This window comes from Phycisphaerae bacterium (assembly GCA_035384605.1).
Taxonomy (GTDB): Bacteria; Planctomycetota; Phycisphaerae; order UBA1845; family PWPN01; genus JAUCQB01.
On the sequence record DAOOIV010000036.1, the window covers coordinates 23,968 to 43,579 of the forward strand.

General features: G+C 61.2%; 16 protein-coding genes. 12 read left to right on the forward strand and 4 right to left on the reverse strand.

Annotation, left to right across the window (positions count from 1 at the left end):
* Positions 1–50: 50 nt before the first annotated feature.
* Complete coding sequence (locus PLL20_10080) at positions 51–821, reverse strand: SIMPL domain-containing protein (GenBank protein HPD30333.1); 771 nt, start codon at positions 819–821, stop codon at positions 51–53.
* A gap of 437 nt (positions 822–1,258) precedes the next feature.
* Here PLL20_10080 and efp point away from each other — a divergent pair, with 437 nt between their 5' ends.
* From efp to PLL20_10140, 12 genes are all read left to right on the forward strand, one after another.
* Complete coding sequence (gene efp / locus PLL20_10085) at positions 1,259–1,819, forward strand: elongation factor P (protein HPD30334.1); 561 nt, start codon at positions 1,259–1,261, stop codon at positions 1,817–1,819.
* Between the two features lie 353 nt (positions 1,820–2,172).
* On the forward strand, positions 2,173–2,817 hold the full coding sequence (locus PLL20_10090; GenBank protein HPD30335.1) for a hypothetical protein: 645 nt from the start codon (positions 2,173–2,175) through the stop codon (positions 2,815–2,817).
* A 5-nt stretch (positions 2,818–2,822) separates the two neighbouring features.
* Positions 2,823–3,704, forward strand: coding sequence for a hypothetical protein (locus PLL20_10095; protein ID HPD30336.1), 882 nt, complete (start codon positions 2,823–2,825; stop codon positions 3,702–3,704).
* Positions 3,670–3,852: a hypothetical protein gene (locus PLL20_10100; GenBank protein HPD30337.1), complete on the forward strand. Its 183-nt coding sequence runs from the start codon at positions 3,670–3,672 to the stop codon at positions 3,850–3,852. The genes PLL20_10095 and PLL20_10100 overlap by 35 nt, the downstream gene beginning before the upstream one ends.
* Complete coding sequence (locus tag PLL20_10105; GenBank protein ID HPD30338.1) at positions 3,845–4,156, forward strand: PqqD family protein; 312 nt, start codon at positions 3,845–3,847, stop codon at positions 4,154–4,156. Before PLL20_10100 ends, PLL20_10105 begins: the two co-directional genes overlap by 8 nt.
* A complete protein-coding gene (locus tag PLL20_10110) occupies positions 4,132–5,154 on the forward strand; it encodes a radical SAM protein (protein HPD30339.1) in 1,023 nt (340 codons plus the stop codon). Before PLL20_10105 ends, PLL20_10110 begins: the two co-directional genes overlap by 25 nt.
* Complete coding sequence (locus tag PLL20_10115; GenBank protein HPD30340.1) at positions 5,139–5,714, forward strand: hypothetical protein; 576 nt, start codon at positions 5,139–5,141, stop codon at positions 5,712–5,714. Before PLL20_10110 ends, PLL20_10115 begins: the two co-directional genes overlap by 16 nt.
* 547 nt (positions 5,715–6,261) lie before the next feature.
* Positions 6,262–8,817 (forward strand): alpha-glucan family phosphorylase, encoded by a 2,556-nt coding sequence (glgP, locus tag PLL20_10120; GenBank protein HPD30341.1) that lies wholly within the window; start codon positions 6,262–6,264, stop codon positions 8,815–8,817.
* Between the two features lie 345 nt (positions 8,818–9,162).
* Positions 9,163–9,933: a carbohydrate-binding family 9-like protein gene (locus PLL20_10125; GenBank protein ID HPD30342.1), complete on the forward strand. Its 771-nt coding sequence runs from the start codon at positions 9,163–9,165 to the stop codon at positions 9,931–9,933.
* A 126-nt stretch (positions 9,934–10,059) separates the two neighbouring features.
* Positions 10,060–12,561, forward strand: coding sequence for a glycoside hydrolase family 20 zincin-like fold domain-containing protein (locus PLL20_10130; protein HPD30343.1), 2,502 nt, complete (start codon positions 10,060–10,062; stop codon positions 12,559–12,561).
* Positions 12,562–12,579: 18 nt separating this feature from the next.
* Positions 12,580–14,973: a beta-galactosidase trimerization domain-containing protein gene (locus tag PLL20_10135; protein ID HPD30344.1), complete on the forward strand. Its 2,394-nt coding sequence runs from the start codon at positions 12,580–12,582 to the stop codon at positions 14,971–14,973.
* A gap of 27 nt (positions 14,974–15,000) precedes the next feature.
* Positions 15,001–16,164 (forward strand): Gfo/Idh/MocA family oxidoreductase, encoded by a 1,164-nt coding sequence (locus PLL20_10140; protein ID HPD30345.1) that lies wholly within the window; start codon positions 15,001–15,003, stop codon positions 16,162–16,164.
* Positions 16,165–16,386: 222 nt separating this feature from the next.
* Here the strand turns inward: PLL20_10140 and PLL20_10145 are convergent, their stop codons facing one another.
* From PLL20_10145 to PLL20_10155, 3 genes are all read right to left on the reverse strand, one after another.
* Positions 16,387–16,653, reverse strand: coding sequence for a hypothetical protein (locus tag PLL20_10145; protein ID HPD30346.1), 267 nt, complete (start codon positions 16,651–16,653; stop codon positions 16,387–16,389).
* Positions 16,643–16,858: a hypothetical protein gene (locus tag PLL20_10150; GenBank protein ID HPD30347.1), complete on the reverse strand. Its 216-nt coding sequence runs from the start codon at positions 16,856–16,858 to the stop codon at positions 16,643–16,645. The genes PLL20_10145 and PLL20_10150 overlap by 11 nt, the downstream gene beginning before the upstream one ends.
* A 269-nt stretch (positions 16,859–17,127) precedes the next feature.
* Entirely contained in the window at positions 17,128–19,506 is a 2,379-nt protein-coding gene (locus PLL20_10155; GenBank protein HPD30348.1) for a glycoside hydrolase N-terminal domain-containing protein, read from the reverse strand.
* Positions 19,507–19,612 lie beyond the last annotated feature (106 nt).

Here is a 19,612-nt window from a genome sequence, read left to right on the forward strand (position 1 = left end):
TGACAGCGTAGCGGATTACCATAGCCCGTCAATCGGAGCCGCAAGCCCGGCTACTCATCGACAATCTGGAAGGTGACCGTGACAACCGCCTGGGCGTCCTTTTCGATGGTCGAAATATCATAGATGCCTTCCGCACTGACGTCCGTGGAGTAGGGACGCGTGATCTGAAGCACTCCCATATGCGCAGCTCGAACCTGCCCCAGCTTGCAGCCGGCACTGCGCGCGATCTCCTCGGCCCGGCCGCGGGCGTCCTTGGAAGCCAAACCCATCAGCTCCACCTTAAGAGGCGACGGATCGCTGTAGTAGTACGCCGGACTCTGAGAAATGACCAGCACACCCTCTTGTATCAACTGGGTCACCAGTCCTGCCGTCTGCATGACTCGGTCCACGTCGTCGGTTGTCACAAAAAACGTCCGGCTCAGAGTGTATGAGGCCACTTCCCGGGTCGTCTGCCCGTGCTCGTCGGTTACGTAGTGCACGGTCGTGTCAATGGCCCCCACCCCGATCTCATGGGAAACAAACTTGTGTTGCTCAAGGAACGTCCGCACTCGCTGAACCCCCCTCTCCAGGATATTGAACGCCTCTTGCATTTGCTTGCTTTCGCCCTCGACCCGAATCTGCCAGACCGCCCGATCCGAGCGAATCCGTTTTCTCGCGGACCCTTTGACTACGATGGTTTTCTCGTTGCGCGTCAACTGTTCGCCACGAAGCTTGTAGGCGCGTGCGGCAACGATCGTGCTGACGATCGCACTGACGGCGATGCCCAGCACGAGGACAGCCACGGTGGTAGTCAGATTCAGATGGATTCGGTACTCGTTCATGGCTCCTCCTTGAGCATACGGGACACGAAAAGGTTTCCTGAGAAACATCCTCTCACGAGTCTGATTGTCTGTCCACTCTTCAACACTGAGGAATCGAGGCGTGACATTCCCCTCGCTGGTCTCTATTCCCCATCGCGACGCAGACGTTCCAACAACCCACGGCCGGCTATCCCCAAACAGATGACCGCCTTGTCCTACATGGCATTATCGGGCATTTCGGTCCCGGCACTTCGACCAGGCTCATCGCCACTCGGCCTTGGAAACTCGACCGGGGGATATTGACTGCCCCGGCCTGATCTGGGACACTATCAATCAAAAGCCCGGCAAACACGCCGGCTCGTTCATTCCCCCGATTCCCGCGATGGTGAGAGGATCATTGGGGCGACAGGACCAGGAAATGGTGCCGCCTGCGAAGCGGCGAACACAGAGACTATCGAATGGTTAAGGCAAGCGAACTGAAACGTGGCCAGGTCATCGATTACGAAGGCACGCGCTATACGATCAAGGACATCCAGCACGTGGCCAAGGGCAACTGGCGAAGCTACTATCAGGTGAAACTGAAAAACTTCGTCACCGGCCAGATCATCGACCAGCGCATGGCCGTCGACGACCGCGTCGAACTGGTCTTCGTCGAGACCAAGGATTTCGAGTATCTCTACAGGAACGGCGACGAATACGTGCTGGCCGATCCCGAAACCTATGACCAGATACCGGTCAGCGCCGATCTGTTTGGCGATTCGATCCGTTTCCTCAAGGAGAACATCCGAGTAACCTGCTCGATCATCGACGGCCAGATCGTCAACATCGATCTGCCCAACACCGTCGAACTGGCGGTGAAAGACACCCCGCCCGTGGTCAAAGGAGCCACGGCCACCAATCAGCCCAAGGAGGCTATTCTGGAGACCGGCGCGAAGATCAGGGTCCCGTCCTTCATCCAAGTCGGCGAGGTCGTCCGGGTGGATACCCGCACCGGCGAGTACCTCGAACGGGCCAAGTAACCGCCCCCGCCGGCCCTGGAATGTAGTCCTCTCTGCACCAACAGAAAACCGTCTTGAAAGCGGGCTCCAAGCTGCATGTCGCTGGCCCCAGAATCCCCTGGGGCCTCTGTAACCGCCCGCCGGCGCAACACGGGTCCGTGCAAGACTGACCAACCGAAAACGGCACCAAGCCAAGGCAGTACCCCAAAACCTGTTTGCCGGCGCCTCGTGTGCCCGCAAGCAAGCCGGCTGCGGCACCCACGGCGCGCCCTCGCGGGATGTGTCACGAAATCCGTTTGATCGCCCGCCGAGCCGCTTGACAGGCTGACTGTTATGTCGTACACTGTACATAAGTACACTATACGGGGACCGCCGTGACCGCCAGACCACTCACAGGCCGGCAACTCAACGTATTGCGATTCGCGGTAGACTTTCTCCGCGACCGCAGGTTTCCGCCCACCCTTCGCCAGATCACGGCCGCGCTGGGGCTGGCCGGCATCAACGCCGTGCGCGGACATCTCGCCGCCCTTCAGCGCAAAGGTGACATCGTCCGCGACGCCGAAAAAGCTCGCTCCATCAGGGTGGTGCATCCGCCTTCGGCCCTCGGCCGGGTCAAACGGAAGCTCCATGAGCTGTTCCGCACCGACGAAAACGTGTTCCATCGGATCATCTACGGTCTGGCCTGGACAACAAAAGACCGCTGTCCATGGCTTGCGGGGCCGACCGTCGAGTCGGTCAAGGCGGCGTTGGATCGGGCCGCCGTTGAGCCCGGCTGGACGATCCTCGACCGGCCCATCAAGCCTGATCTCGTCGTCGTTGTGGCAACCCCGGCCAAACCATTCCGCGCTACAGACGGTGCGGAGATTTCAATCGATATCCCTCAGCACGCCCCCCGCCGCGCGGTGATCAGCGGTCGGCGACGGTGGGCAAGGGATTCGTGGCCACGACCGATTTGGAGATGCTCAACGTGCTGGTCGACCGTCTGGTCCGCAGCTCGCGGCGTCTTGCATAAAGGGTAACGCAGATGATAAAGACCGCATTCGCCTTGTTGCTCGGATTGCTCCCGGCTCTGCTTATTGCCGCAGGCTGCGAGAAAGGAGCTACGTCGCCGCGCGGCCAAGACTCACCACCTGCTAATCCGAGCACGGTACCTGCCCTGCGTGATGGAGAGCAGCCAAGTGACGGCGTCCCGATCGAGGAACTAGCCGCAGCCTTCCCCTCAGGATATGAGCTTCAAAACAAACGATTGAGCCACGTCGGGCTGGGTTATCACTACCTGTATAAGGCCGCCAACACGGACAAACGCCTCGCGGTTACCGTCGGCCTCTTCGGGAATTCCGCAAAGGCCCGCAACGCAGCCCTCCTCTCGCATGACCTCATGCCCGTGAAGCCGCGCGGCCTCGATGGTATCGCTGACGAGGCATGGATCTGGGATGAAGACGACAAGGCGGCGGTGCGATTCCGCCTGGGCCGGCTGCTCTGCCGCGTCGGCGGGGACGTGTCTGTGCCCGAGGCCCGCCAGATCGCGGAACGGATGGTCCTGCAACTTTCCGATCGGTTGCCATTGTTGCGACGAGACGACGGCGATGTGTCTTCGGCGGCTTGGTCCGGCATTCCTGCTCACATGCGTCCCGGTGAGAGCGCAGTTGTTCGGTTCAATGCCGGAACGGTCACCGCCCCAGAGCGCATGGAGGCCGGAGTCTGGGCCTCGGCCGGCCGGGTATCCGCGAAGTCCGAAGGCACGTTCCGCTTCACGGCTCCGGTCCGACCGGGACCTTTGCAGATCCGGTGCTTTGCCACATCGCAGGCAAACAGGGTTGAGGTTTCAGTCTTTGACGTGCAGGTCAACATTCAAGAAAGGAAGCCTGGCAATGAACACAAAACACGAACATCTGCAGGGAACTGAGACGACCGTCAGCCCCGACGGCGCCGGGGTTGAGGGCTACGGTGGTTCAGAGCGGCCCGGACCGGACGCCTGCGAGGCAACGACCTACGAACGGCCGGTCCTGATCCGCCGCGACGAGTCGCGGGAAGGAGATTTCTGGTGTGACTGAGGCGCCTCCGGGTAACGAGAAGCCACGCTTTCGCCGCGAACGCGTACGGCTGCAAGAAACGACCACCGGCCTGCTTGTCTATGACATCGAGTCGGACTCGCTGTTTCACGCCAACAGGACGGCAAGCATGGTGCTTGAACTGCTCGACGGAACCCGTTCCTGGGCGCAAATCGCCCACGCTCTCGCCGATCGGCACGGGTGGGCAACGGCCGAAATCGCGGCCGACTTGTCGACGTTCGCAAGAGAGCTCATGACCGTCGGGCTTCTGGAAGAACCGCCATGGAATTCATGCATCCACCCTTGAGGGTGAGTATCGATGTCACAGGGGCATGCAACCTCTCGTGTCGCCACTGCCGACACGGATCGCAAGCCTGCGACGAGCTGACGCTTGCCGAGATCTCATCCGTGATTGATGACGTCGGGCAAATGGGAGTGTTCAGGCTGGTGATCTCCGGCGGCGAACCCTTCCTTCGTCGGGATATCCTGGAAATCCTGCTACGAGCGCTGCGAACGGAGGTGGGGCGAGTGTTCGTCTCAACTAACGGCACCTGCATGCCGAAGCGCGTGCCGGATAGACTCACCGCGTTTCGCCGTCGCCTGACTTTCAAGATCTCACTTGACGGAGCACCTGATTTCCACGATGCCTGGCGCGGCCGGAAAGGCGCCTTCGCAAAGGCATCGGCCTCGATCCGCCTTTTGACACAACGAGGCTTTGACGTGCAGGTGACCACAACCCTGATGCCATCCAACCTCGATTCCCTGTCCTGGCTGCTCGAATACGTTGCCGAAACAGGAAGCTCGCGGCACGCCCTCGTTGAGGTTATTCCCGTTGGCCGGGCCGGTGTCGAGATGGCGTTGAGCACCGACGAGAGAATCCGGGCTGCCGAGGCAATTCGGTTTGCCAGATCGAGAGGCGGGCACTGCGAGATTATCTCCAAGATCGCGTTTGTCGACGGGCGGTGCTCGGGGTTTTTCTGTTCCGGCGGGATCGAGGAGTGCGGGGTGTTGTCGGATGGACGAATCGTTGGTTGTCGCCTGATGCCCGATGTCGTGGCAGGCAACGTCAGGGAGATGCCCTTGAGTCGGGTCTGGTCCAGCTCGGAGCGGTTCAGCCTGTTTCGCGGTATCACACCGGCAAGATTGCAGAAAACATGCCGCGATTGCGAAATGGCTGCCGCCTGCCTCGGAGGATGTCATGCGTATGCCCGGGCGCTCGGCGGGAGTGCCTACGGACCGGACCCCCGATGCCCGAGAGCATCCCGTGAGCCTGCGGGAGAAACAGGCACATGCTCGGCCCACTGATCGTCAGAACGGGTGACCGTCTTTTCACCAGCGCGACCTCCCGCTTGCATCGACTGGGCCTCAGGCCTTTCACCGCAAATGTGCTGGAAGTCGCTATGGGCATCCTGGCAGCAAGCCTGTTCGCCTCCGGCATGCGACTTGCCGGTCTCGTGGCCTTGATCCTCCACGGCGGTTTTGATTACCTCGACGGAGCACTCGCGCGGGCCGGCGCCGCCGGCAGCAGCATCACGAGGCACGCACTCACGGACAAACTCTCCGAAGCGATCATCTTCACCGGGCCCGCATTCGGCGGATTGATACCCTTTTGGCTGAGCCTTGCCGTGATCGCCGCCGCCTTCGGAGCAACGTGGCTCGGTCTGCACGGCCCGAAAAAAACAGCCCGACGCGAACAGGCCGTTTTCGACCGATCCGACCGGCTGCTATCATTGATTCTCTTGGGCCTCTTTGCGGATCTGAGCCTCGGCGCGTGGACAAACTTGGCTATGGCTCTTGCTGTTTGCGGGCAGCGGTTGCGCGCCCGGCCCCCCGCAGTCCCAACGCAGGCTCGCCAAGCCGCATGAGCGACGTAATGGGGCAAACAACCCCACGCAAAACCAGGTCCGTCCAAAGCCGCAACAAGGTCAAACCAACCTCTCGCGAGTCCGCACCGGTCGAAAGTGAACGTGGATGCCCGGTGGACCGCCCCATCCCGACCCAACCGTCTCAGCAGGTCGGGTAACCCAACACAAAGGCTCCGACCTGTTGGCTGCCTATCTTGAAAAGAGTAACAAACGAATAACAGCACTCGAACCAACATGCCGGCTCTCTGTTCCAGCCAGCCTGAACAATAGGCGATAAACCGTATGCTCAGCAACCCGATTCCCGTAAGACGGCATTCCGTCGCAAGCGCTTCCCCGCCAGTGAAGACACAGTCTTGACAGCCCGAACACCCCTGATGCAGAGTAGTTTTATCGTGACCGGTAACGGGTTTCTGCCGATGCTACAATGTGCCGGAAATCGTTGCTGCGGGACGAGATGCGCCCACGGCGAGCGAGCCGGAACTGACCCGGACGGTGCACGTGTGCGCGTGCCCGACTAGCTTCTTGCCTTGATGTATGGTGCTACACTATGCCTCATGTTCGCAGCTTCATGGTACTGCCGGCTCTTCCCGAGGCCCTCAAGCCCCTGAGGGACTTGGCGTACAACGTCTGGTGGACATGGAACCCCGATGCCATCGAGCTCTTCCGCCGCCTGGACGTCGACCTCTGGAGGGAATTGAAACACAACCCGGTTGCCATGCTGGCCCAACTCCGGCAGGAGCGCCTCGACCGGTTGGCCCGCGATCCGGCCTACATCGCCGCCCTCCGCCGTGTTCAGGATCAACTCGCTGCATACCTGGAGCGCCCTACGTGGTTCTCTGAGACTTACGGCCATGAGGACATCGGGAAAATTGCTTACTTCTCCGCGGAGTTCGGGTTGCACGAGTGCCTGCCGATCTACGCGGGTGGCCTGGGGATTCTCTCCGGCGACCATCTCAAGAGTGCCAGCGACCTCGGACTCCCGCTGTACGGGGTCGGGCTCCTGTATCGACAGGGATACTTCCACCAGTATCTGACCAACGACGGCTATCAGTTTGAGGACTACCCCGAGCTGGATTTTGCGACCATGCCGGTCACCCCCGTCCTGGATGCGTCCGGCAACCAATTATGTGTTCAACTGGACGTGGGCGGACGAAACGTATGGATCAAGGTCTGGAAAGTGACCGTCGGACGCGTGATTCTTTACCTCCTCGATTCCAACCATCCCAATAACCGGCGCGAGGATCGTGACATCACCGCCCGGCTTTATGGCGGCGACCAGGAAGTCCGCATCCGACAGGAAATCGTCCTGGGCATTGGCGGGATGCGGGCCCTGGCGGCGCTGGGGATCACACCGTCGGTCTGCCACATGAACGAGGGGCATTCCGCGTTCCTCGCCGTCGAACGTATCCATCAGCGGATGCGAGAAGATAAGCTCACTTTCGAGCAGGCCCGCGAGGTCGTCTCGACAGGCACCGTCTTCACAACCCATACGCCGGTTCCCGCCGGGATCGACCACTTCCCGCCGGCCCTGGTTACCAAGTACCTCACGCCCTACTGCCAGATACTGGGAATCACGGAGCAGACGCTGCTCCAACTCGGCCGAATGCAGCCCGAAGACACCCACGAGCCGTTCTCCATGGCCGTTCTGGCTTTGCGACTATCCTATCTGAGCAACGGCGTGAGCCAGCTTCACGGGGAAGTCTCCCGCAAGATGTTCGGGCCGGTTTATCCGGGCGTGCCCACCAACGAGGTGCCGATCACCGCAATCACCAACGGCGTTCACATCCGAAGCTGGTTGTCACGTGACATGGCCCACTTGCTCGACCAGTATCTCGGACCACAATGGGCCGAAGACCCGTTGAACCAGGCGATCTGGCAACGAGTGGATCTGGTTCCGGATGCGGAGCTGTGGAGAACGCACGAGCGGCTGCGCGAGCGGCTGGTGGGCTTCGCACGACGGCGATTGAAGGCCCAGTTGATCGCCCGCGGGGCCCCGCCGGCCGAGGTGGACGCCGTCGAGGAAATGCTTGATCCGGAGGCCTTGACGCTGGGCTTCGCACGACGGTTTGCAACATATAAGCGCGCCACGCTGTTGATCTACAACCAGGACCGTTTGCGCAAGCTGCTGACCGATCCGCAGCGGCCGGTCCAGGTCATCATCGCCGGAAAGGCCCATCCAAAGGACGAAGCCGGCAAGGAACTGATCAAGCGGATCGTGGCGTTCACCAAGGATCCGCGCGTCCGCAACCGCATCATCTTTCTTGAAGACTACGACATGAGCGTCGCCCGCCTGCTCATCGAAGGCGTCGACGTCTGGCTCAACACGCCCACCAAACTCCACGAAGCCAGCGGAACCAGCGGCATGAAGGTCACCCCCAACGGCGGAATCAACATGTCGGTGCTCGACGGCTGGTGGCCCGAGGCTTATGACGGCACCAATGGTTGGGCGATCGGCGATCGCCGGATCTACAACAACCAGGATTACCAGGATTTCATGGAGGCCGAATCGCTCTACGAACTGCTCGAAAAGGAACTCATCCCGATGTTCTACGACAGGGGGGTCGACGGTCTGCCACGACGCTGGACGGCAATGATGAAGGCCTCCATGCGAACCTGCTGTCCCGTCTTCAACACCAACCGGATGGTCCGCGAGTATACCGAACGCTTCTACCTCCCCGCAGCCCGTCGATGGCACCGCTTTACGCAGGATAACTACAAGATTGCCCGCGACATCGCCGGCTGGCGGCGACGGGTCACCGACAAGTGGAGCGAGGTGCGAATCGAATCGGTGGACGCGAAGGTGCCCGCCGAGGTCACCGTCGGTACCGAGTTGCCCGTCCTCGCCCAGGTGCGGCTCGGCTCAATCAAACCCGAGGAAGTCTCCGTCGAATTGTATTACGGGCCGCTGGATGCCAGCGGACAGATCAGCACCGGTAGCTCCACCCCGTTGCGATGCGAGGGTTCCAACGGCGACAACGTCTACCGTTACAGCGGCGTCGTGCCCTGCGAATACAGCGGACAATACGGATACTCGCTCCGCATCGTCCCAAGCCATCCCGAGATGCCGGCACGTTATCACATCGGCCTGGTCCACTGGGGCTGAGGCAACCTGTCGGTCGTGAGGTCGAGATTGTCGATCAGACTTGAGTCGCTCGATTCGGGAAAACGCGCGGTTCGCCAATGACCAATGTCCAAATCCCAATGACCGCCATAGCCTGAATACCGGAATCTCAGTGACGCGGATTGACTGTGGCGAGACCAGACCCGAATGCCCCATTCGTCATTCGGACTTGGTCATTCGTCATTGATGGGTGATTGGGATCCCGTCATTGGTCATTTCCGATCTGTTGCCCGACCCGCCGCCCCCACCTCCCCTCAGGTCGGCTTGCGGGAAGCCATCCGATCCGTTATGAGATGGCCACGCGCCCTGATCTGAAAAGGAGAACCCATGAGCAGAAAGACTTCACTACATTGGGTGGTGATCCCCGCGTGCGGATTCCTCGCCGCCTTGTGCGGATGCGCCACCATGGGATTCAACAGCGACAAGGGAAGGACCATGACTTACCACGTGAAGAAAACCCCCGGCCCGATGACCGTTGACGCCGACTGGGACAAGCCGGAATGGCAGAACGCGCCGATCGCCGAGCTGACCCATTACATGGGAGACCGGCCCGATCACTCTCCCAGAACGCAGGTCAGAGTGATGTACGACGACCAGGCGCTGTACGTGATCTTCCGCGTCGAGGACCGCTACGTGCTGGCAGTGGCCAGGCAGCACGACGATATTGTCTGCCGCGACAGTTGCGTGGAGTTCTTCTTCGTGCCGGGCACGGACATCACCAAGGGCTACTTCAACCTGGAGATGAACTGCGGCGGAACAATGCTGTTTCACTTCCAGATCATCCCGCGCAGGGACTCCGTCGCCCTGGCAGCCGAAGACCTCGCCAAGATCCAGGTCGCGCACACCATGCCCAGGCGCGTGGAGACCGAGATCACGCAGCCGACCACGTGGGTGGTCGAGTACCGGCTGCCTCTGGATATCCTGCCCAAGTATCGAAAAGACGTCGCCAGACCGGCACCGGGTGTGACCTGGCGGGCGAACTTCTTCAAGTGCGCCGACAACAGCTCACATCCCCACTGGCTGACGTGGTCCAAGGTTGAAAGACCGCGGCCCGATTTCCATGTGCCGGAGTACTTCGGCACCTTGCAGTTCGAGTAGCCCCGGCCGGAGACGACCGCAACGCCGCGAAAGAACTGGAATCGGAATCGAGATCGAAGAGCCGACTTCCGGCTGACGTACGATCAACCTTGTCAGGCGCATTCCTCAAATCAACAGGAGTCCGACATGCACACGTTTGCCAGGCTTGTGATGACTCTTGGGGGCGCGGTCTCCCTCGGCTGCTCACAGTTGCCGCAACATCCTGAGCTGGTCCCGCCACCGCAAAGGATTCAGTGGGCGGCCCAACCGCCGCTGGAAATCAGCCGGGACAGCGTGACGATCGTGTTGGGAACCCGGGCCACCGCCCCCGAAAAACACGCCGCCCAGTTGCTCCAGGACAGCGTGTCGCGACGGTTCAGACAAGAGTGGCCGATCGGCGAGGAAAGCCGGCTCCCCGCCGGCTGTGAGACGGCCATATTGCTCGGCCGGCGGTCATCGAGCGAATGGTTGGAACGGCTTTGCAGGCAGAAGCAAATCAACCTGAGAACGGCAGCCCCCGGCCACGACAACTATATCATCGAAATCCTCGATGACGACAACCGAAAGGTCGTCGTGGTCGGCGGCGGCAACCCGCGCGGCGTCATCTACGGCCAGGACACGCTTTTCCAGATGCTTCGGGAACGCGCCGGACGGTTAGAGCTGGTCCGAGCATCGGTGTGCGACTGGGCAAGCATTCCATGGCGAGGCCGGCCTCAGACCAACGTCGAGCTTTATCTGAGACCGGGCGAGTTGGATTGCTACCTCCGCTCCCGAATCAACTTCGTCGACCTGCGCAACGGCATCTATGCCTTCGAGCCGAGCGACACACTGGAAGAAACCCTGCTGTCGCAGGCCATCAATGAGATTCACCGGCGGGGCATGCTCGTCTATGGCACGGTCAACACCGGTGTGCCCGAAACAGAGTATGACAAAGCCATCGCGATGTTCGAACGCTTCATCGCCTTGGGCGCCGACGGCCTGTGGGTGTCGTTCGATGACAAGGGACCGGGTGACAACCCCGAGGAAATCGTCCGTCGCGTGCTCGAACTCGGTCGCAAACACGGGATAACCGGCGAGCGAATCGCAATCACCCCGCCCAAAGGGGCCTACCAGGACATTGCCGCCCCCTTCAACCGGAAGATCATGGCCGTCCCCGGGATGGAGTCGGCCCTGTGGTTCTGGACGCGATATCCCTGTGATTCGGATGTCGAAGCCGCCCGTTCCATCGGATTGAAAGTCCTGCCGAGCTGGTGGCACAACTACCCGCGGACGCTGAACAGCCACGATTACACCGGCATTCCGCCGCTGGCCATGGGATGGCACGGACCCGGCTACGAGCTGCTGGCCGACGCCGGCCGCCAGTTCACGGCCGTGATGCCCTGGGGCGGAAACGCGTGGGGCCGGTATTACGTGGTGCCGGTCATCGGCTGGTGGGGCTGGAACCCCAAGGCGCATGACTGGCAGGCAACACGCACGCGGATCCATGGTTTCGTGTTTGGCGAAAGCCAGACGGCCGCCGCGGCCGAGTTTGACGAGACGCTGGCCCGGATACGGCCCTTGCTTCACTACGCCGTCGGAGACGGCGAATGGCAACCGGCCGGCCCGCCAAGGTTGAAGAATCCGGCGGATCGGCGGCGAGGGCTGGCCCTTGTCGATCAGATGGAGGCATTGCTGACGAAGATCAAACACGCCGCACCGGTCCAGAGCATGCTCGATCCCGACCAGTTGCAGGCCGGTTACCTGAGCAAGATGGAGAAGGAGGTCGCCACGTTGAGAGCAGCCGCAACACTGCCTTTCCCGGAGTATTGGTGGATCGCTCATCAGCGGGCGGTGCTCGATGCCGTGTACGACGACGACATGGCGCGAGTCGAGCGGTTGACCGCCGCCGTGCGCGAGCCTTTGCTGCGAGACATCGACGAAATCAACCAAAAGGGTCGGCAACTGGACAAGATCGACGATTACGTCAAATGGTGGACGGAGCAGGCCAACCTGGACGCCGCCGGCTGGAAAAACCTGGTCGAGAAACGCCGCAAGGAACTGGCCAATCGCTTGGCGGACTACAATTACTTTGTGAAGGTCCGGGCCGACATGCTGAAAGGGTTGGCCGACCCGCCCGTCGACTGGGGCACAGGCCGCTGGGAATACGCAAATCTGGTACGAGCCACAGCGACGTTCACCCAACGAGAGTACTACTGGGGCAACTGGATCGCGGGCTTGTGCGATCACGAAGGCGGCAAAGTTGCCGCGTTCGCCACCAGCCGCCGCACACCGGCCGCGGACGGCGAGTTCGCGGAACTGGAGCTGGCTCTGCCGATTTCGGGTGATCGCAGCCGACTGGCCCTGCTCATCTACCTCGCGGATGTGAACAAGGAACTGATCGGCCTGCACTACGTGAGGTGGCGATGGGCCGGTTACCGCAGGATTCAACTCTTGCATCGCGACCACGTGCTGTGGGAAGCGGATATCGGCGTGCAGCGGGAACAGGGCGAATGGTTCATGGTCAAGCTGCCGCCGGTACCTGAGACTGTGAAGCAAGTAACGCTGCGCTTGCGGGTCGAGAACCTGCGGGGTGCGATCGGAAATCAGACGCTTGCCCTGGTCGGCCCGATTCGTCTGATCGAGTTGCCGATGCGGACCAACGTGGACTGAGAACGGAGAGCACGTCCGATGAATATGCGTTTTGCCTGCCTGGTCATCCCGCTCGTTTCCTGGAGCGCAGCCCTTGCCGCGAGAATCGCCCCGCCGATCCGGGCGCAAACAACTCCCATGCCGGCAGCCATCCAGGCCGGTCAGGCCGTTGACATCGTGCTGGATCGCTACTGGCGCGGCAACGTTAAGGTTGATCAGGACGGGCTGCACGACAACAAGAAAACCTTCCCACATGTACCCCACCTCATCGAGTATCGCTTTGAATTGCCGGTCGGCGGCGAATATGAGCTTCAGGGTCGATACGTGGCCGAGACCGACGCTCCCACGTACCTGACCATCGACGGCAAGCTACAGGGGATGCGCTTCGAGGAAGCCGGCGATCATCGATCAAAATGGGTTTCGCTCGCGAAGACACCGTTGACGCCCGGCAAACACTGGATCCGGTTTACCTCGCAATATGTGGAAACACCCTTTCCGACGCTGACCGGGCTGCGTCTGGTGTTCCACGGCGGACCAGGCCCCGAGCCGGAGCCCGAGCCCCCCATTGTGGGTCCCAGGCCGTCTTTGCCCGACGACTGGTCGAAAACGATCAGCCGCAAGATCCACAGCGACTTTCACACTGCCGGCTTCATCCGCGGAATCGGCTCCAGATTCGACGGCACAACCTTCGGCAAGACGCTTAGAGACAACGGCGTCAACGCCATCTGCATCTTCGCCAAGGGACATCACGGGTACGCTTACTACGACACGAAAGTCGGGACGCGACATCCGGGGCTGGATTTCGATCTGATGAAAGCCCAGATCGAGGCTTGCCGCAGGTACGGCATCGCCGTGTGGACCTATTTCTCCATCGCTCCGGATGAACTCTACACCAGCACCTGCGACCAGACGATCACCGACCCGAACGACCGGCCCACCGACATGGAGGTGGACGTCGAATCGCCCTACGTCGCCGATTATCTCTGGCCGATGATCGCCGAATGCGTCCGCAACTATGACCTCGACGGGCTCTTCTTCGACTTTCCCGGAAACGAGGAATTCGTGCGAGAGACCGTGCGCCTGGTCAAACGCATCAAGCCCGGCATGGTCGTCGCCTATAACCACCAGTGGGCCAAGAGCCGCGATGAACTCGGCGAGTTGGACGTTCTCGAACTGGAGAGCTGGCGCCACAAGCAGCCGCTCTATCACTGGCAGTATTATGCCCGCTACGCCCGTGGCGCAGTGCCCCTGACGGCCATGACCATTCGTTTCCACAAGAGCTGGGGCGACTTCGGCGGAATCACCAGCGAGGCAATGCTTCGCGTCCACGCCGCCACCGCCATGGCCAATGGCTGCCTGCTCACCATCGGCGATCATCTGCACCCCTCCGGGCAACTCGACCCGGCGGTCTACGAGCGCATCGGCCGTGTTCTGCGCGACGTTATGAGAATCGAGCCTTACGTCACCGGTTCCGAGAGCCTCCCTTACGTCGCCCTGATGCGGCCGAAAGAGATTGCACTGATGGGTGCGGACAATCCCTGCCACGCTCTGCTCGATTCAGGCATCCACTTCACCGTCATCGACCCGTCGCAAGACCTCAAGCCGTTTACGGCCGTCCTCATCCCCGAGGCGAAAATGGCCGACGACGCGCTGACCGCGCGGTTGAAGGAATACGTCGAGAACGGCGGCAGACTGCTCGCTTTCGGCAAGCCGCCGGCGAGAATGGCCGAGCTGTTGGGCATTGAGGCACAGCCCGCGAACGAGGCCGCCTACATCCGGATCGATCCGCGGATCCTCCCAACCCCGCCCGCTACGGTTCTGTATACCTACTTGGAAGTCGCTCCGGCCCGACCGCTGGAGGATACAACGACCCTCGCCCCGCTCGTGTGGGCGATGAATCACGGAACCATCCATACTTCGCGACGCCAGAGCCCACCCTCGGATGAGCCTTCCGGGCTGGCAGCCATCACCAGTCGCAAGCTCGCCAAGGGCCAAGCCGTCTATTGCGCCGCCCTGCTGCCGGAGGTCTACGCCCGATGGGGTTACTCGGCCGTACGGGAGATCGTCGCCGATCTGCTGAGGTACATGATTCCTCCCGATAAGCGCCTGGCAGACGTCGAAGCGCCGGTCCACCTGGAAGTCTCGCTCAACCGCCAAGGCAACCGCGTCATCGTGCATCTGGTCCACAGCCCGCAAAGCCGCGCCAGCCTCGGAACGTTCAACAAGGATGACCTGGTCAACCAGGACCCGGTAATCGACGAAATGCCCACGGTCGCGGGAACGAGGCTGCGCCTTGCAGAAAGCCTTGTCGGTAATCGCAGCATCAAGCTGCTCCCGGCAGGCACGGAAATCAGGCCCGACAGCCGTGCGAACGGTGTGGTGACAATCAGGGTGCCCGATTTCCAGATCAGTTCAGTGCTGCTCATCGAATAGAATTCACGCTGACGCGAGGATATCGAAATGCGGGTTCATCGCTTGGCTATGGTCGGATGTGGCGCGTTCGCCAGGCTCTATCACCTCCCGATTATTCACGCCAACCCCCGAGCACAACTGGCGGTTGTTTGCGACCTCAATCCCGATGTCGCGAAGGAGTGTGCCGAACGCTTTCACGCCCGCAAAGCGACTGCCGACTGGCACGAGGTGATCGACGATCCCGACGTGGACGCGATCATTCTCGCCACGCATACCAATCTGCGCGCCGAATTGATTATCCCCGCCCTGCAAGCGGGCAAACCCGTCTTCGTCGAGAAACCCGTCGCCAACACCGACGCCGAGATGGTTGAAATCGTGCGGGCCGGCCGCGCCGCCCGGCTGCCCGTCTGCGTCGACCACAATCGCCGCTCAAGCCCGGCCATGCACGATCTGTGCCAATTGCTTCAGAAGGCCCGCAACGGCCCCGGGGGCCATCTCCCCTCGGTTGACCGCAGCGACGGCGGCAAACGAGCGGCCATGCCACAGGAAAAGCAGACACAGATCCTGATCCGCGTCAATGACGACTGCCGCAGTTGGGTCGACTGGGCATTAACCGACGCCGAGGGAATCCTTTTTGCGGAAATGGTCCACTTCATCGACGTCGCCATGTGGCTCATGAACCCCCTGCCAATCACCCGCGTCTTCGCCGAGGGCTCGGCCCAGGGCAATTTCGCACTGATCATGCGATTCGCAGATGGCTCGCTGGCCACCATACAGCAGACCATCTGCGGCCACTTCGACTACCCCAAGGAACTGATCGAAGTCACCGCCAACCACGTGACGATGGCCATGGAGCACCACGTCGAGTTGCGTCAGCGCGGCCTTGAAGATGAACCGTTTCGTCGCACATATCCGTTCAAGTCAATCGACGGCGGTATCGAAGACGGCGGCATCGAGGCGTTTCACCGCGCGGTGACCGAGACCTTCGATAACGCCCGCCGCACCGGGAACCCGCCGGTGTTCATCTCCCCCGACAAAGGCCACGCCGCCCACATCGACCGATTCCTCGATTGCATCGAAGGCAAAGGTGAGAACCCCTGTGACGTCGTCGACGCCGTGCGGGTCACGCGAGTCGCCCTCAAGCTGCTCGAATCAGTGCGGAGGGAGCAGCCGGTGGAGATCCGTGATAGCGACTGGCAGATCGAGGCGTAGCATGACACTCGATGCCCCGATTCAAAGTACAACTGCTGGCCCCGGAATCCCTTCCGGTACAACCGCTGGCCCCGGAATCCCTTCCGGGGCCTTCAGGTTGACGATTCCTACCGCTGGCCCCGGAATCCCTTCCGGGGCCTTCAGGTTGACGATTCCTATCGTCATCAACATTAGTCCCTTCCGTCGCAACTGGTGCGCATTTTGCGCGCATGTTTTGGGGCCTCAAGCGGCGTGGTTGTGCAAGGCCTGCGGATAGTGTCGGTCATGGAGCATGAGGACTGCAGTCATGAGGACCTGCCCTTTGTGAGTGAGGCGCCAGCGGCGAGAACGCTGGATCTTGGCGATGAGTCCATGCAGGTGGAGACGCTTGAGCAACCGGGAGACGTAAGCGGCCTGACGGCGGGATTCGACCTTGTTTGGGGTGGTGAGGCCGAGATGGTGGCGGATGTCTCGGTTGGAGAAGCCCTTGAGCAGGTGCTCACCGCGCATCACCGCGGCGAACAGACGGACGTCGTGGCGGCAGGCCGCGGGTGACGAACGTTCCGAAGTCCTTGATCAAAATGCCCTGCCGGGCTATGAATTGTTCCATGGCCTCGGGCCGGCCCAGGAGCAGATGGCCCTTGAACAGGATCCGGTCGGAGCAGGAAATCGTGCCAGTGATCTGGGCCTGATGCTTGTCGATGAATCGTTCCACGGCGTTCTCCTTTCCATGGTTTCATAAACCTTACCACGGTCAGGTAAGAACGCCGTCTTTGCTATAGGGGCTTACCAAGCCCTCTTTGGTTGCGGCCGAAGGCCGCCTTGGATTACGCTGGTCCCAGATTCCCATCTGGGACCACTCTTCTGCTCGGCCCGGAATTCCTTCCGGGCCACCCTGCTCGCGGAATCCCTTCCGCATTCGCGTTTGAATGACGATCGGAATCGTCAACCGGGAGGCCCCAGAACGGATTCCGGGGCCAGCTATCAGTTGCGCGCCCGAAAGATAAGTGTCTCTCCGGCTTGCGTTTCGAGCTCCAGAAGCTCGCCGCTCATCGTCTCCGTCGCATCTCCGCGAATCACTTCGACCTTGCCCGGCCATGGGTTGATGATCCGCAGCGGACCGCCGACCTCGGCGCGGACACGGATCCATGACACCCGGCCGTTCTTCATTTCCGCGCTGACCAGAAACGCCCCCACCGCCCGAAGATCCTGGAACGCCGCGTCTTTGTCCCTCGGCCAATTCGGGAAGAACCGCAGTTGTCCCGTATAGCTTTGCAGAAGGCATTCGTTGACCACTACCGGCAGCGAGAAATTCTCAAACCAGATGCCCATCCGCGCCATGAAGGCGTAATCCGTCTCATCCGAGTACCGACCGCCGACCTGTAGAACCATGTCCGCGCACGTCCCGTTGGGCATCAGGCAATAGCTGATCTGCCGTTTGAACCTCTCGAGATCCAGCACCCCCAGCCTCGCCCCCTGGAGGTTCAGGAAGACCAGCTCGTTGCCGCCTTCGTTGCGCTGGTTGCGCCACGTATTCAGTGCAATCTCGAGCACTTCCTTCGGCGAATGCAGCCCGATATCCTCACCGGGGAACACCGGCATCAGCGGATTGGGAGTGTTGTAGACCTGCTCGGGGCTCTCGCCGGAGACTGACACGAACACCTTGCCTCGCTGGCTCTGGGCGGTGATGTATTCCGGAAAGTGATCCAGGATTTCGCGGACCTGCCGGGCCAATTCGGTCTCCTCGCGGTCGCGCCCAAGCACCTTGCACGCCTCCAGGTAAGCCTTGAACACGAACTTGGTCAGCGTCAGGTCCACGATGCAGTCGGCGGAGAACGCCGGATCGACTTTCAGCCCGTGCAGTTCTGGCACCACCGTCGGGTAGATATGGTACTTGTCATCATTCCACTGCGGTCCGTGGGCGTCAGGCCGTCGCATGTACGCATTGAGAAACTGAACTGCCTCGCAAATCGGTCCGAAGGCCCGGTCTCGCAGAAACTCCTTGTCCATGGTGTACAGGTAGTGCCACCACAGGCTCTGCACAACCCACGACGTCTCACACACCTCCGCCCCCCAGGTCGGCACCGGATACGGCATCATGGTCATCTCAACCGGGTACGCCGAGTGCGGAAAAAACGCCCCCGGCAGCTTGTAGTGGTTCTTCGCCCATTCGCGGCTGACCGGCAAAAGAAAATCCACGAGGTCCACGTATGGCAGGTGTTTCTCAACTCGGTTGGACGAAAACGTCACCCAGAATGGCTGCTGGAGATTGTAGTTGGTGTGATAATCGCCGTGCCAGGCGGTGCCGATGTTCCCGTAGCTCCAGTTGGCAAACAGGCCGGGACAGACCTCGCCCGGCCGCACCGCACAATTGAGAAAGTACATGTTGCGGTACCAGGTCCGCTCGAGAAACTCGTCGTCCAGTTGAACGCCCGACCGGCTCCAGTAATCCTTCCACGCCCCGGCAGCCTCGGCCGACGCGGCGGCAAAAGCATCATCGCTGGGTTCGGGGACTTCGGCCTCGGGCTTGGAAAGAACGCGGGCCATGCCGTGTTCCAACTGCACACATGCCACGAAGGGGCCGTCCTGCACCAGCGGCGCGCCGATCCGGCCGTTTACCCGCACGGCCACGCGCAGGGCCTTATCCTTGTCACGATCATCACCCAGCACCGGAAGCACCTGCCTGAACGAGAGCGTGTCCGCCGTGGATGCCGTTTGCGTGGCCATCCCCTTTTCAGGAATCAGACGCACGCGGTCAAACGGCGCCTGGATCGGCCGGCCCTCGGCATCCACCATCCGCATCCAAAGCCGATCCGCATTCATTTCGTTGAAGAGAACCAGTGTGACCGTCCGGCCGTCGATCAGGAATTCCACTTCGCACCTGCCGGTATCGATTCGGACGCGATGCCCGAGCAGTTCCGCCTTGCGCCGGTCGAACCCCAGCAACACCGATCCGCACGGCCAGGGCCGCGGATAAGGCTGGGCGTAATTCTCTCGGGCCATCTTGCAGTAGTCATCGAACCAAGCCTTATCCTCCGGCATGCCGCGCTTCAGCCGGGCCCACAATTCGTCGAACGTCGCCAGCTTCTCGCGATTGTTCTCGGCTACGCGGATGTCCCAAACCCCGTTGTGCCCGAGATGGATCATGACCGAATCAGGACGCGTACAGACGATCACCCCCATCCCGCCGTTGCCCAGAACCGCCCCCTCGAAGAAATCCTGGGCCGGCTTGTTCATCTCGATGGCATGCAACCCGGCACGTTGTTGAGGATCGAACCTCAACTCCGCGGCCGGACGCCCGCAAGCGGCGAGAAGCGTAAGCGAGAACAAGGCGGCATGATTCAGGCATTTGTGCAACAGCATGGTGTACCTCCTGCTGATGTACGACCCAGAACGCGTGCAAAACCATCAAGACCACATGGTAGGGCAGCGTCGAGGTCGCCGCAGCGACCGAGACCTGCCGTATCTG

Coding starts and splice junctions, on each gene's coding strand:
- PLL20_10100 (HPD30337.1), top strand. CDS start 3,670: ATGAACACAAAACACGAACATCTGCAGGGAACTGAGACGACCGTCAGC.
- PLL20_10125 (HPD30342.1), top strand. CDS start 9,163: ATGAGCAGAAAGACTTCACTACATTGGGTGGTGATCCCCGCGTGCGGA.
- PLL20_10145 (HPD30346.1), bottom strand. CDS start 16,653: ATGCGCGGTGAGCACCTGCTCAAGGGCTTCTCCAACCGAGACATCCGC.
- PLL20_10080 (HPD30333.1), bottom strand. CDS start 821: ATGAACGAGTACCGAATCCATCTGAATCTGACTACCACCGTGGCTGTC.
- PLL20_10115 (HPD30340.1), top strand. CDS start 5,139: ATGCTCGGCCCACTGATCGTCAGAACGGGTGACCGTCTTTTCACCAGC.
- glgP (HPD30341.1), top strand. CDS start 6,262: ATGCCTCATGTTCGCAGCTTCATGGTACTGCCGGCTCTTCCCGAGGCC.
- PLL20_10110 (HPD30339.1), top strand. CDS start 4,132: ATGGAATTCATGCATCCACCCTTGAGGGTGAGTATCGATGTCACAGGG.
- PLL20_10095 (HPD30336.1), top strand. CDS start 2,823: ATGATAAAGACCGCATTCGCCTTGTTGCTCGGATTGCTCCCGGCTCTG.
- PLL20_10155 (HPD30348.1), bottom strand. CDS start 19,506: ATGCTGTTGCACAAATGCCTGAATCATGCCGCCTTGTTCTCGCTTACG.
- PLL20_10135 (HPD30344.1), top strand. CDS start 12,580: ATGAATATGCGTTTTGCCTGCCTGGTCATCCCGCTCGTTTCCTGGAGC.
- PLL20_10130 (HPD30343.1), top strand. CDS start 10,060: ATGCACACGTTTGCCAGGCTTGTGATGACTCTTGGGGGCGCGGTCTCC.
- efp (HPD30334.1), top strand. CDS start 1,259: ATGGTTAAGGCAAGCGAACTGAAACGTGGCCAGGTCATCGATTACGAA.
- PLL20_10140 (HPD30345.1), top strand. CDS start 15,001: ATGCGGGTTCATCGCTTGGCTATGGTCGGATGTGGCGCGTTCGCCAGG.